This window comes from Clostridia bacterium, from assembly GCA_017410375.1.
Lineage (GTDB): Bacteria > Bacillota > Clostridia > RGIG6154 > RGIG6154 > RGIG6154.
The window spans coordinates 1-13,958 of sequence record JAFQQW010000013.1 but is presented as its reverse complement, the minus strand read 5'-3'; the positions used below and the strand labels follow the sequence as shown (position 1 = coordinate 13,958).

The 13,958-nt window shown below is 42.7% G+C and carries 13 protein-coding genes; all 13 read left to right on the top strand.

All coding sequences use genetic code 11. The features are described 5' to 3' along the window. Positions 1–67: 67 nt before the first annotated feature. The 13 genes from IJE10_01405 (at position 68) to IJE10_01345 (ending at position 13,748) form a co-directional block, all read left to right on the top strand. On the top strand, positions 68–1,390 hold the full coding sequence (locus tag IJE10_01405; protein ID MBQ2966761.1) for a hypothetical protein: 1,323 nt from the start codon (positions 68–70) through the stop codon (positions 1,388–1,390). A 113-nt stretch (positions 1,391–1,503) separates the two neighbouring features. Then, positions 1,504–1,842 carry a hypothetical protein gene (locus IJE10_01400; GenBank protein MBQ2966760.1) on the top strand — a complete coding sequence of 113 codons (339 nt, stop codon included), beginning with the start codon at positions 1,504–1,506 and terminating at the stop codon, positions 1,840–1,842. 14 nt (positions 1,843–1,856) lie between these two features. Continuing rightward, positions 1,857–2,288, top strand: a complete 432-nt coding sequence (locus IJE10_01395; GenBank protein MBQ2966759.1) for an ATP-binding protein — start codon at positions 1,857–1,859, stop codon at positions 2,286–2,288. Between the two features lie 31 nt (positions 2,289–2,319). Beyond that, complete coding sequence (locus IJE10_01390; GenBank protein MBQ2966758.1) at positions 2,320–3,609, top strand: 4Fe-4S dicluster domain-containing protein; 1,290 nt, start codon at positions 2,320–2,322, stop codon at positions 3,607–3,609. Between the two features lie 10 nt (positions 3,610–3,619). Further along, positions 3,620–3,949, top strand: coding sequence for an AraC family transcriptional regulator (locus IJE10_01385; GenBank protein MBQ2966757.1), 330 nt, complete (start codon positions 3,620–3,622; stop codon positions 3,947–3,949). Then, the gene (locus tag IJE10_01380) at positions 3,946–4,644 is read left to right on the top strand and encodes a PHP domain-containing protein (GenBank protein MBQ2966756.1); all 699 of its coding nucleotides are present in this window, start codon (positions 3,946–3,948) and stop codon (positions 4,642–4,644) included. Before IJE10_01385 ends, IJE10_01380 begins: the two co-directional genes overlap by 4 nt. Positions 4,645–4,784: 140 nt before the next feature. Beyond that, complete coding sequence (locus IJE10_01375) at positions 4,785–5,273, top strand: NAD(P)H-dependent oxidoreductase subunit E (GenBank protein MBQ2966755.1); 489 nt, start codon at positions 4,785–4,787, stop codon at positions 5,271–5,273. Positions 5,274–5,277: 4 nt separating this feature from the next. Further along, positions 5,278–5,826, top strand: a complete 549-nt coding sequence (locus IJE10_01370) for a sensor histidine kinase (protein ID MBQ2966754.1) — start codon at positions 5,278–5,280, stop codon at positions 5,824–5,826. Positions 5,827–5,828: 2 nt separating this feature from the next. Continuing rightward, positions 5,829–6,197 (top strand): (2Fe-2S) ferredoxin domain-containing protein, encoded by a 369-nt coding sequence (locus IJE10_01365; GenBank protein ID MBQ2966753.1) that lies wholly within the window; start codon positions 5,829–5,831, stop codon positions 6,195–6,197. A 21-nt stretch (positions 6,198–6,218) separates the two neighbouring features. Further along, positions 6,219–8,012, top strand: a complete 1,794-nt coding sequence (gene nuoF, locus IJE10_01360) for an NADH-quinone oxidoreductase subunit NuoF (GenBank protein ID MBQ2966752.1) — start codon at positions 6,219–6,221, stop codon at positions 8,010–8,012. 13 nt (positions 8,013–8,025) lie between these two features. Further along, positions 8,026–9,765: an iron hydrogenase small subunit gene (locus IJE10_01355; GenBank protein MBQ2966751.1), complete on the top strand. Its 1,740-nt coding sequence runs from the start codon at positions 8,026–8,028 to the stop codon at positions 9,763–9,765. Between the two features lie 149 nt (positions 9,766–9,914). After that, positions 9,915–10,121, top strand: a complete 207-nt coding sequence (gene rpmE, locus IJE10_01350) for a 50S ribosomal protein L31 (GenBank protein MBQ2966750.1) — start codon at positions 9,915–9,917, stop codon at positions 10,119–10,121. 312 nt (positions 10,122–10,433) lie between these two features. Continuing rightward, positions 10,434–13,748 carry an S-layer homology domain-containing protein gene (locus IJE10_01345; GenBank protein MBQ2966749.1) on the top strand — a complete coding sequence of 1,105 codons (3,315 nt, stop codon included), beginning with the start codon at positions 10,434–10,436 and terminating at the stop codon, positions 13,746–13,748. Positions 13,749–13,958 lie beyond the last annotated feature (210 nt).

Sequence of the window (13,958 nt, the reverse complement as noted above, 5' to 3'; positions counted from 1 at the left end):
ACTTGACAAGAAGATTGAAAATGCTATAATTAACGCATATAATTTTTTTGTAAAAGGGGCTTTTAGTATGCGCTGCGTAACACCGAATGATAAAAACATTATAGGGAAATCCGACTCCGAGTCCATTCAAAACGCCATTGATTATGCGATTGAACAAAATATTAACACTGTGATTATTCCCAAACTGTCGGAACGAACCGGTTTAACGGAATGGGTGATTGAAAAATCCATTCTTTTACCCTCGGACATCACGATCATTTTAGATAACTGTCATCTGACATTGGCAGACGGTGTTTATGAAAATATTTTCCGAAACAAAAATATTTGTTTTGAATCAAGGTCGTATTTGGGTGAAGAACAAAGCCATATCCAAATTCTCGGCAGAGGAAACGCTGTTCTGGATGGCGGAAACAATGAAAATGGTCTGCATGAGCAAACCTATCAGAAAATGGGCATTCCCATGCAAACAAGCCATTTGATTTTTCTGTGCAACGTTGTTGACTATGTGATAGAAGGTATCAAATGCGTAAATATGCGTTATTGGGCAATCAATCAAATTGGTTGCAAGCGAGGCAGACTCTCTGACATTACTTTTTATAACGGAGCGCATGTTCCGAATCAGGATGGCATCAATTTAAGAATCGGTTGTTCGGAAATTTTGATTGAGCGCATCAAGGGAAGAACAGGAGATGACTCTGTGGCACTTTCGGCATTTCCTGCAGAGTTTGATGGTGCGTATCTTTGTAAAGACAGAAATTGTGACATACATGATGTTACCATTCGGGATGTTTGTACCAGAACGGCGGCAACGGTGGTTGCGCTTCGTTGTTCGGATGGCGCAAAGCTTTATAATATACGGATTGATAACATTTCTACTTCGGAAGAAATTTATCCGGACAATCAGGAATACGGTCCCTGGGGTGTTGTGCGTATCGGGGAAAATAATTATTACAGAAATCGTCCGGCAATACATGGAGAAATTTTCAACATTACGGTAACAAATGTGCGTTCTTTGTTCAGAGGAACTGTATATTTGGCAGCAACCTTAAAGGATTCTGTGATCCGTGATGTGTATGCGGAAGGAAAATCTATGTATGCAATATCCACATATCAGTCCTCCGGCGTGTTTTGGGAAAACGGTTGTGTGGTTTCGGGCGGTGCGTCTTTGGAAAATGTATTGTTGGAAAACATCCATTTCAATGGAACAGCGGATTACCGTATGGAAAAATTCATTAATGATCCGGATGAAAATTATATCGGCTGCGGCCTGGATTTCCGTTGTATGCGTGAATCCGATTTTCTGAAAAATGTGATCGTACGGGATGTGTTTGTAAAAGAGGGTGTCCCCATCAAGCTGATGCGTGAAGGACTTGAACTGAATATCCAATAAAAAAGAGCCTAAACAGGCTCTTTTTTTGTGTTTTGTGCCCAACAATTGCTTATTGCATTTTTTTGCAAAATTTGCTATACTAATTATATAAATCTTTATGAGAAGGTGAACATATGAAAATCAGTGAAGTAAAAGAAATTTTGAATGCACAAATTTTAAATGGTGAGGATATGCTGGACGAGGAAGTTTTTTCTGCCTGCGGCAGCGACCTGATGAGTGACGTTCTGGCATATGTAAAGAATCAGGGGTTGCTGCTTACCGGTCTTAATAATCTGCAGGTGGTTCGCACTGCGGAAATGATGGACATTCGTGCCATCTGCTTTGTGCGCGGTAAAATGCCCGAGGATGAAATTATTGAACTGGCAAAGAAAAAAGATATGATTATTATGACGACCGAAGAGCCTCTCTATTCTGCTTGCGGTAAGCTTTATAGCGGCGGACTGGTTCGCTGACAGGGAGGTAGCTTATGAACAGTGATGTAGTAAAATTAAGCTACAAGGTAAGTCCGACCGATTTCCAGGCAGCCGGAGAAGCATCCAGTGAAGTGAAAAAAGCATTAAGAAAGCTTGGCGTGCCACCCGAGGTTATCCGGAAAGTGGCGATTTCCATGTACGAGGCAGAAATCAACATGGTTATTCATGCCAACGGCGGACAGATTGATGTGGAAATTTCTCCGGAATATGTACATGTTATTCTGGCTGACGAAGGTCCCGGTATTGCGGATATCAATCAGGCGATGCAGGAGGGCTTTTCCACTGCACCGGAAGGGGTTCGTGAGCTGGGCTTTGGCGCAGGCATGGGTTTGCCGAATATTAAAAAATATGCCGACAGAATGAATATCAGTTCTGAGCTTGGCAAAGGAACCACAATAGAAATATTTGTGAATATTCCTGCTTAAAAAGCATATCAAAAGAGGTGATTAAAAAGAAATGGAAAACAAGAGTATAAATACATATTTTCATTCTGTTTCTTTGGAAAGAGATGCGTGTAAGGGATGCACGAACTGTCTGAAGCGTTGCCCGACCGAAGCAATCCGTGTCCGGAACGGAAAAGCAAAAATTGTAAAGGAACGCTGTGTGGATTGCGGTGCATGCATCCGTGTGTGTCCGTATCATGCAAAAAAGGCAGTGACGGATCCTTTTGAAAAAATAAATAATTATAAATATAAAATCGCGTTGCCGGCACCGACACTTTACGGGCAGTTCAAAATGCTCAAAAACGTGAATCTGGTCTTGGCGGCTTTGAAAGAAATCGGCTTTGATGAAGTGTATGACGTGGCAACCGGTGCAGATTTGATTACCGAAGCTACAAAGCTTTATTTACAGCGGAAAGATGTGAAAAAACCGGTTATCAATTCTGCTTGTCCTGCAGTGGTGAAGCTGATTCAGATTCGTTTTCCGAATCTGGTAGATCACATTCTGCCCATTATCAGTCCAATGGAATGCATAGCAAGGGTTGCCCGTAAGGAAACTATAAAAAAGACGGGTTTGAAGTCAGAAGAAATCGGCATTTTCTTCATTTCTCCCTGTGCGGCAAAAATGGCTACATATATTTCACCTGTCGGCACTGAAAGCACCGCTTTGGACGGCGTGCTTTCCATGACTGAGGTGTATGCAAAAATTGCACCCTTCCTGTTTAAACAGCAGAATGTGGAAAATGCGTCCAAAGTTACCTCGTCCGGGTTGTCCTGGGCGTTGTCGGGCGGTGAAACGGGCGGACTTGAGCTGGAAAACAGTATTTCGGTTTCGGGCATTGACAATGTCATTAAGGTTCTGGAAGAAGTGGACGACGAAAAGCTGGACGAAGTGGATTTTGTAGAGTGCTTAGCTTGTGTCGGCGGTTGTGTCGGCGGCATATTGGCGGTAGAAAATTCTTTTGTGGCAAGCTCGCGTATTGCAAAGCTTTCCAAAACCTTTGACAATCAACCTGTGGACATGGGCGATGTTAAACTGGAAGATCTGATGTTTGATAAAGAGGTAGAATACATTCCGGTTATGAGCCTTGGCAAAACCTTTAAAGAAGCCATGGAAATCATGAACAAGCGGGATGAAATTTACAAAAATATGCCACGTCTGGACTGCGGATCGTGCGGTGCACCCTCCTGCGAAGCACTTTCGGAGGATATTGCAAAAGGGTATGCTAAAGAATCCGACTGTATCTTTAAATTCCGCGAAAAACTGAATTTCTTGATTAACGAAATGAATCAACTGGATGAATAGGAGCGTTTTTATGCAAGTAAAAGAATTGGCTGAAAAGCTGAATGCTGAAATTTTAACCGGAGAAATCAATCTGGACAGAGATGTGAAAAACGGTTATGTGGGTGACCTTTTGAGCTGGGTGATGTCCAAAGCACAGCAGGACGATGCGTGGGTGACCATTATGTCCAACACAAATATTGTGGCTGTGGCGGTGCTGACGGATGTGGCGTGCATCGTGCTGAGCGAAGGCGTAGACCCGGAGCCTGCGACTTTGGAAAAAGCCGTTCAGCAGGAGGTTGCTATCTTAAAAACATCGCTTTCTTCCTTTGAGGCAGCTTGCGCGATAAAGGAGCTGTTATGAAGTGTTTTTACGATTTGCATATCCATACGGCACTTTCGCCCTGCGGTGATGCAGACATGACACCGAATAATGTGGTGAATATGTCTATTCTGAAGGGCTTGGATATCATTGCAATTTCAGACCACAACAGCATTGGAAATGTGCGGTCTGCCATGAAGGTGGCAGAAGGGACGGATTTGGTAGTGGTGCCCGGTATGGAAGTGGAAAGCGAAGAAGAAGTACATGTGTTGTGTTTGTTTCCGGATATCGAAAGTGCGGAGAAAATGGGGGAGATTGTAAAAAATCACATGGGTCCTGTTTTGAACCGACCTGAAATTTTCGGTGATCAGCAATACATGAACGAAGAAGATGAGGTTGTCGGTACAGAAGAAAAGCTCTTGGTAACCGCCACAACACTGGACTTTGAAAAAATCAAAGAATATGCTGATGCATGCGGTGGGGTAGCAGTGCCTGCCCATGTGGACAGAAGCTCATATAGTGTGCTTTCAAACTTAGGTTTGTTGCCGGATATCGGCTTTGAAACGGTAGAAGTTTCCAAAAAAGCATTGCCTGAAAGCTTTGCGTATTTGCGAAAACAAATTATACAGAATTCGGATGCGCATTACTTAGAGGATATTTCCGAGCCGGAAAACTATCTTGAACTTCCTGAAAAATCTGCAAAAACACTGATTTCGTATTTGAAAAAGAAAATATAAAATAAAATCATTATATTTTATAAAAATGTAGATTTTAGTCAAAAGTTGTGTTATAATCTATAAGGTATGATGTGATACGTGCGTCATACTTAAAACTATATGTAATACTTTTTGTATTCAAAAATAAAGGAGGCAGTAAAATGGCAGAAAAAAAAGTACCTGCTTTTAATGGCACAAAAGAGCAGGAAAATCAGCTCATGGAAGTAATCGCAAAGCATAAGGATTCCCGCGGTGCTTTGATTCCTGTTCTGCATGAAGCGCAGGAAATTTACGGCTATCTTCCGATTGAAGTACAGACCATAATTGCTGAAGGTCTGGGCTTGTCCCTGGCAGAAGTATACGGTGTTGTAACTTTCTACGCACAGTTCTCTCTGTATCCGAAGGGAAAATACAAAATTGCAGTATGTCTTGGTACCGCTTGCTATGTAAAGGGTTCCGGCGAAATCTTGGAAAGATTGAAGCAAAGACTTGGCATCGACGTTGGGGAATGTACACCTGACGGTAAATTCTCTCTGGAAGCTTCCAGATGTATCGGTGCATGCGGTCTTGCACCGGTATTGACCGTAAACGAAGATGTTCACGGACGTCTTACCGTTGATGATGTTGATGATATCTTAGCAAAATACTAATACCATGAAAGAGTTATCTTTAAACATTCTGGATATTGCACAGAATTCTATTTCTGCAAACGCAAGTTTGGTGGAAATATCGGTGGTCAAGGACACAAAGCAGAATCTGCTTACCTTAACCATCAAGGATGACGGCAAGGGTATGGCACCCGAGTTTTTGAAAAATGTGACAGACCCTTTTACCACGACGAGAACCCCCCGAAAGGTGGGGATGGGCATTCCGCTTTTGAAGCTTGCGGCAGAGCAGGCGGAAGGAAAGCTCAATATCGAATCGGAGGTTGGGGTAGGGACTGTGGTTACCGCAACCTTTAAGCTTGACCACATCGACCGGGTACCTTTAGGGGATATCGCCCAGACCATGTCGTCGCTCGCGTCCTGTAACGAGCACATTGATTTTCTGTACCGACATGTTTCGGACGGAGAAGAGTTTGTGTTTGATACAAAGCAAATCCGGGAGGTTTTGGCAGGTGTTCCGTTCAACGAGCCTGAGGTGGTTCTATGGATGCAGGAATACATAAATGATGGTATTTTATCAATTCACGGAGGTGTATAGTAATGAAAAGTTTAGCAGATTTGGAAGCAATCAGAAACAGAACTGTAAACAAGGTTGGTCTTCGTAAAGAAGGTGCAGAAGAAACCCGTATCGTTGTAGGTATGGCTACCTGCGGTATCGCAGCAGGCGCAAGACCTGTTATGCAGGCTTTTGTGGAAGAATTGCAGAAGAGAAATATTTCCAATGCATTTGTAACCCAGACCGGTTGCATCGGCGTTTGCCGTTTGGAACCTGTTGTTGAAGTTTATGTTCCCGGTCAGGAAAAAGTTACATATGTTAAAATGACAGCAGAAAAAGTAGCAAAAATTGTGAGCGATCACATTGTAAACGGCAAGGTTGTTGACGAATACACAATTGGTAAAGCCGAATAATTTGGAAATGGAGGATAAGAAATGGAACTCGTAAGATCTCACGTTCTTGTCTGCGGCGGTACCGGTTGTACTTCGTCCGGTTCTAAGCAGATTATTGAAGAATTTGAAGCGCAGCTCAAAAATTTCGATATCGACAAAGAAGTTAAGGTTATCCAGACCGGTTGCTTCGGCCTTTGCGCTTTAGGCCCGATCGTTATCGTTTATCCCGAAGGTTCTTTCTACAGCATGGTTCAGAAAGATGACGTTGCTGAAATCGTAGAACAGCACCTTTTGAAGGGTAAAATTGTTAAACGTTTATTGTATCAGGAAACCGTTGTGGACGAAAACAATGTTAAGTCCTTAAACGAAGTTGACTTCTACAAAAAGCAACACCGTGTAGCATTAAGAAACTGCGGTGTTATCAACCCTGAAGAAATCGACGAATACATCGCTTGTGACGGTTATAAGGCACTCGGTAAGGTTTTGACCGAAATGACTCCCGCACAGGTTATCCAGGAAGTTAAAGATTCCGGTCTGCGTGGCAGAGGCGGCGGTGGCTTCCCCACAGGTATGAAATGGGATTTCGCTTCTAAGTCTGTAAATGACCAGAAGTATGTATTGTGTAATGCCGACGAAGGTGACCCGGGTGCATTCATGGACCGTTCGGTTCTGGAAGGTGACCCCCACAGCTTAATCGAAGCTATGGCTATTGCAGGTTATGCAATCGGTGCAAACCAGGGGTATGTTTACGTTCGTGCAGAATATCCGATCGCTGTACACCGTCTGCAGGTTGCTATCGATCAGGCAAGAGAATACGGCTTATTGGGTAAAGATATTTTTGGCACCGGCTTTGATTTCGATTTGGATATCAGACTTGGTGCAGGTGCGTTCGTTTGCGGTGAAGAAACTGCGCTTATTACTTCTATTGAAGGTAACCGTGGTGAACCCCGTCCGAGACCGCCTTTCCCGGCAGTTAAAGGTCTTTGGGAAAAGCCTACCGTACTGAACAACGTAGAAACCTATGCAAATATCCCTGTTATCATCTTAAACGGTGCAGCAGAATTTGCAAAACTCGGTACCGAAACCAGTAAGGGTACTAAAGTATTTGCTCTTGGCGGCAAAATCAACAACACCGGCTTGGTTGAAGTTCCGATGGGTACTACTTTGAGAGAAGTTGTATACGAAATCGGTGGTGGTATCCCGAACGGCAAGAAGTTCAAGGCAGCACAGACCGGTGGTCCTTCCGGCGGTTGTATCCCTGCTGATTTGATTGATACTCCCATTGATTACGATTCCTTAATCAAAATCGGTTCCATGATGGGTTCCGGTGGTTTGATTGTAATGGACGAAGATACCTGTATGGTTGACATCGCGAAATTCTTCCTTGAATTTACTGTGGATGAATCCTGCGGTAAGTGCGTTCCCTGCCGTATCGGTACAAAGCGTCTGCTTGAAATCTTAAATAAGATTACAGACGGTACAGGTACTTTGGAAGACATTGACGAACTGGAAGAACTCAGTAACACCATCAAGACCAGCGCAATGTGCGGTTTGGGTCAGACAGCACCGAACCCGGTACTTTCTACCTTGAGATACTTCCGTGACGAATATGTTGAACACGTTGTTGAAAAGAAGTGCCGTGCAGGCGTATGTAAGTCGCTTCTTTCCTATACAATTGATGCAGATAAATGTAAGGGTTGTACCCTTTGTGCAAGAAAATGTCCTGTTGGCGCTATTTCCGGTCAGGTTAAGGAAGCACACGTAATCGATACCACCAAGTGTATCAAGTGCGGTGTCTGCGAATCCACCTGTAAGTTTGGCGCAATCAGCAAGTAAGGAGGGGAAAAGAATGGAAAACGTAAATATTAAAATTAACGGTATGGAATTCAGCGTTCCCGCAAATTCCACTGTATTGGAAGCTGCAAGATTGGCAAACATTCATATCCCGACTCTTTGCTATCTGGAAGGGATTAACAAAATTGGTGCTTGCCGTATTTGTATGGTAGAAATTAAAGGTGCAAGAACTTTGCAGCCTGCTTGCGTATATCCTGTAAACGAAGGTATGGAAGTTTTCACAAATTCTCCTGCTGTTCGTAAAGCAAGAAAGGCAAACTTAGAGCTTATTCTTTCCAACCATGAAAAGAAATGTCTCACTTGCCCCAGAAACAAAAACTGCGAACTTCGCGAATTGGCTGACGAATTCGGTATCGAAGAAATTCGTTACAGCGGTGAAAACGATCCGAAATTTGCTTTAGATACTTCTTCTGCATCTTATGTGCGTGATAATAACAAATGTATCCTCTGCCGTCGTTGCGTAGCTGCTTGTGCAAATCAGGCAATCTCTGTAATTGGTTTACAGAACCGTGGTTTTGCAACAACCGTTGGTTGTGCATTCGACACTCCCGTTATGGATACAAACTGTATCTTCTGTGGTCAGTGTATCGTAGCTTGCCCGGTTGGTGCATTGTACGAAAAGAACGATGTTCCGAAGGTATTGGAAGCAATTGACAATCCTGAAAAGCATGTTGTTGTACAGACCGCTCCGGCTGTTCGTGCAGCACTCGGTGAAGAATTCGGTCTGCCCATGGGTACACCTGTTACCGGTAAAATGGTTGCAGCACTCAGAAGACTTGGATTTGATAAAGTATTTGATACAGATACCTCTGCTGACCTTACCATTATGGAAGAAGGCACAGAATTTATTGAACGCTTCACCAAGCAGGAAAAGCTTCCGCTTATCACATCCTGCAGCCCCGGTTGGGTTAAATATTGTGAACATAACTATCCTGAATTTACAGAAAACCTTTCTTCTGCAAAATCTCCGATGGAAATGTTCGGTGCAGTAATCAAATCTTATTATGCTGAAAAGCAGAATATTAATAAGGATAATATCTACTCTGTAGCAATCATGCCCTGTACTTCCAAGAAATATGAAGCACAGAGACCCGAAATGAGCAGCTCCGGTAAGCAGGATATCGATGCATCTCTGACCACCAGAGAGCTTGCGAAGATGATTCGTGAAGCAGGTATTGATTTCAATGCACTTCCTGATGAAGAATTCGACGCTCCCTTTGGTGAAGCTACCGGTGCAGGCGTTATCTTCGGTGCTACCGGTGGTGTTATGGAAGCTGCTATCCGTACTGTATACGAAATCTTAGAAGGTAAGCCTCTTGAAAACCTCGAAATCGCACCGATCCGTGGCGTTGAAGGTATTAAAGAAGCAGAACTTACCATCGCAGGTAAACCTGTTAAGGTTGCAGTTGTTCACGGCACTAAGAACGCAAAAGCATTGCTCGAAAAGATTAAAGCAGGCGAAGCTAAATATGACTTCATCGAAGTTATGGCTTGCCCCGGCGGTTGCGTAAACGGTGGCGGTCAGCCTATCGTTTCTGCAAAAGACAGAGTAGGCGTTGACATTCGTGCAGAACGTGCAAAGGCACTGTATGCTGAAGACAGAGGCGCAGCAATCAGAAAGTCGCATGAAAACCCGGTTATTCAGAAGCTCTATGATGAATACTTTGAAAAACCCTGTTCTCATAAGGCACATGACTTGTTGCACACCACCTACACCAAGAGAAACAAGTTCTAATATCAGATTTATCGGGCGAGCGGGGAACCGCTTGCCCGAAATTTTCATAATTTTTCAAAAAAATTAAAAAAAGCACTTGCATTTTGAAAAAATGTGTGCTATAATCTTACTGTTGTAGATTTGTTATTGAGAAGAAAGAGGTGAAAACCATGAAAGAAGGTATCCATCCCGAATATAAAACTTGCGTAGTTAAATGCGCATGCGGCGAAACTTTTGAAACCCGCTCCACCAAGGATCAGATCAATGTTGAAATTTGCTCCAAGTGCCATCCGTTTTTTACCGGTAAGCAGAAATTGGTAGATGCTGGCGGTCAGGTTGATAAGTTCAGAAAACGTTTTGGTTTAGCTGCAAAATAATGAATTTTGAATGAAAAAGGCAATCTTTCGGATTGCCTTTTTTCTTTCTTTTTAAAAATGGATTTATATTGGAAAAAAACAAAAAAAACACTAAGAATCTAATATAAACACATGGAAATTTCCAAAAAGTTATAGTATAATTTTTAAAGGATAATGTATACGAGTATATTTTTTTAAAAAAGTACTTGAAATTATCTGAAAATATGCTATAATAATAGTATATTTACATCGGCAACGCTGATAAAAAAATATTTTTTATTATTGAAGGGAGTTGTTTTGATGAACTTTAATAAAGAAAGAGAGGTAAAAAAAATGTTTAGAAAAACATGGGCCTTAGTGCTCACGGTGGCTTTGCTTATTTCTTGCTTGGCACCCTTTTCGGCATTTGCGGCAGACTTTGAAGCATTCGAATTAAAGTACGAATATCATGGCTCTGCCAACGACCAGTTCCGCATTGTTGTATTAGGAAAAAATCTTCCTGAAAATCCTGCAACTGTTCTTGCCGGTGCAGCTATTTCCGGTACATTAGAACATGATGGCGGTTCTGCTCCGTTCAACAGCACAATTAAATCTGTTGAAGATCGTGGTGACGGTAACTTCACTTTGATCGTTCCGGGTTGCGAAACTGTAAAGGTAGCAGACTGGAAAGATGAAACTGCAGCTACTCCGAAGCACACATTCAAATTAACTGTACATCCGGCAGGTACTGCTGCTCCGGTAGTAACCCCTTCCGCTCCGGTAGTGGATACTCCCAAGCAGGAAAACAATATTGTATCTGTTGAAAGAACAAGCTTTACGGATATCGCAGAAAGCCCGTACAAAGATGAAATCAATCTTTTGAATGCAATCTCTGTACTCGCTGGCGATCCTGCTGGTACATTCCGTCCGAACGACACCATCTCCAGAGCGGAAATGGCTGCAATCATCGTTCGTATCTATGGCATGGAATCTTCTGTAAACACCAGCTCCGGTACTACTGAATTTACCGATGTTCCCGAATCTCACTGGGCTGCAGGCTATATCAATATTGCTTCCGGTCTCGGTGTTATCAACGGTGACGGTGACGGCACATTCAGACCCGATGACAAAGTTACTTACAACGAAGCAGTTAAAATGCTCGTTTGCGTAGTAGGCTATGGTTTAGAAGCAAATGAAAGAGGCGGCTGGCCGACAGGTTACCTGGTAGTTGCAAACGACTTGGATATCTCCAAAAACGTAATTACCACCTCCGGTGATGCTTCCCGTGAAACTGTAGCTAAATTGGTTGCAAACGCAATTGACGTTGAATACCTCGAAAAGACCGGTTACGGTGAAACCGAAACCTACATGTCTTATCCTGGCAGAACCTTGCTCAGCGAAAAGCTGAAGGTTGAAAAGGTTGAAGATGTTGTTGTAACCGAAACCTATGCAGCTTCTTTGGTTGGCGAAGGTACTTTGAAGTCCAATCAGGTTCGTGTAGAGGATACCATCTATTGGATTACGGATTCCAGCAAAGGTATTGATGGTTACATGGGTTACCCTGTAATTATCTATGCTAAGGAAGACAAAAAAGTAGATAAAGATTATAAGTTCATCGTTCATTATGAAATTGATGATGAAATGACCGACTTCATCGAATATGCTCCCGAAGATATCATTAATGCAGACTATGATGAAATCAAAGTATATGCAAATGAAGATGGTTCCAAGAAGATTTCTTATCAGTTGCCTGCTACCGCTCCTGTTTTTGTAAACGGTGTTGGTGACAGAAGCTTTGATGTAACTGCATTGGATCCGCAGGAAGATGGCGATCCTTCCTTCAACGGTAAGATTCTTATCATTGATATTGACCAGAACGAAATCATTGACGTTTTGTTCGTTGATATCATGAAGACCATGGTTGTTGACAGAGTTGTAAAGACCAACGGCGGTTTCTACATTCTTGCTAAAGACGGCACAAGATTCCCTGAATCCGGCAAAATCGACCTGGAAGATGATGATGTAAGAATCAGCATTGTTAAAGACGGTGAAGAAGCAAGATATTCTGATCTTGAAGAAAACGATGTAGTTTCTTATTCTATCGTAGGTAACACCTACAATCTTGAAGCTTGCACAGAAAATGTAAGCGGTGTTGTTCAGAGAATTACCGGTGACGGCGAAGTTGTTATCGATGATGAAAAGTATGAATACAGCACAATCGTAAATGTTGACGAATGCGAAGTAGGCGACAATGCTACCTTGCACCTCGACGTTTATGGTAAGATTGCATACGTAACAACCACTACTGCAGGCGCAGAAGATTATGCATATCTCCTCGACATCGGTACTGAAAACGATGTTATGGAAGGCGATACTTACTGCTTAAAGGTTTACACCAAAGATGCAGGCATTAGCGTTATTAACGTTGCTGACGATGTAACCTTTATTAAAGAAGGCGAAGCTTCTGAACCTTATGAATCTGAAGAAATCACAGATGCTGTTTGGACCAAATATGGTTTGAAGAAAGATGGCGAAGTTGTTTCCCAGCTCTTCAAATTCTCTACCGATTCCAGCGATAAGATTGACACAATCGAAGTTGCTAAGAACATGGGTACAGCAGATCCTGCTGACTACAGCGATGAAGATCTTAAGCTCTTCAGAAAGACCACACCGCCCGGAAGTGCATTCTACGCATGTAGCAGCGGCAGATTGGGTTCTGGCTCTGAGAGTGATATGAGACAGCTCTTTATCTGGAAGGGTGTTGATATGCTGTTCGTTCCGCATACCAATGGCGATATCATTGAAGACGATATTGCGATTTCCAAGCCTGATTCTTTCTTCAGCAATCAGTACTCCAGCCATATTTCTGCAGACTTTACATGGTATGATGCAGACGAAAATGGTGTTCCTGCTTTGATTGTTGCTTACTTGGATACCGAAAGCTCCAGCGAATACTCCAACTCTCGTGGTGGTACTTATATGTTCATTACCGACGTTGCTTTGACTAAGAATGAAGATGGTAAAGCATACCAGGTAACCGGTTATGGTAACAAATACCGTGGCGGTGGCTTGAGCGAAATCACCATTACCTTGGATGCAACCCAGGCACATTCTGCACCTGAAATTGTTGGCGATAAATCCGCTGCTCAGTTGAAGACCGGCGATATCATCACCTTCTCTCAGATGCCTAACGGTAAAGTTTACAAGTGGAACCTGTTGTTCAGCACAGATAGTGAAACCTACGGTTACTATACTGCAATGAACGGTGGTAACGCTTTGACCCATTATACTAAGTTTAATGGTGAATACGGTACAATTTCTGACTACTATGCAGGTTACATGACCTCTTATGAAGTTAAGAAATCCGGTGAAATCTTCGAAATTACTGTTCCCGGCATTACCGGAACCAGAGAATATGAACTCACTGATTTCAAGGCTGTTTACAAATTAGATGCTGACAAGGGTACCTTGAAGGAAATCGATGCAGCAGATATTCCGATTCCGGAAGAAATCACTGTTGAAGATCCTGATAACTTACCCGAAAATGTATTCGAAGTTGATGGCGCTTACTATCTCTGCCCGAAAATTGTAATGCGTGCAGAAAACCATGGTAACAATGAAGTTTGCCTCCAGTTGATGTACATCGACGACGGCACATTCGAAGACTAATTCAAATTACAAAAACAACACCCCTTACGGGTGTTGTTTTTTGTGCAACGAAAATCTCGCGATGTTCGTGTGGTTCAATAGAGGTTTACCGATGAACAGACAGGAAACTAAAGTATATAACAAACGTAAATTGTTAAGCAACATTGTAGAATGATACAAACCAAATCGTTGTGAAGCCTTCCCCTTGAGGGGAAGGTGGGTTTTGCGGAG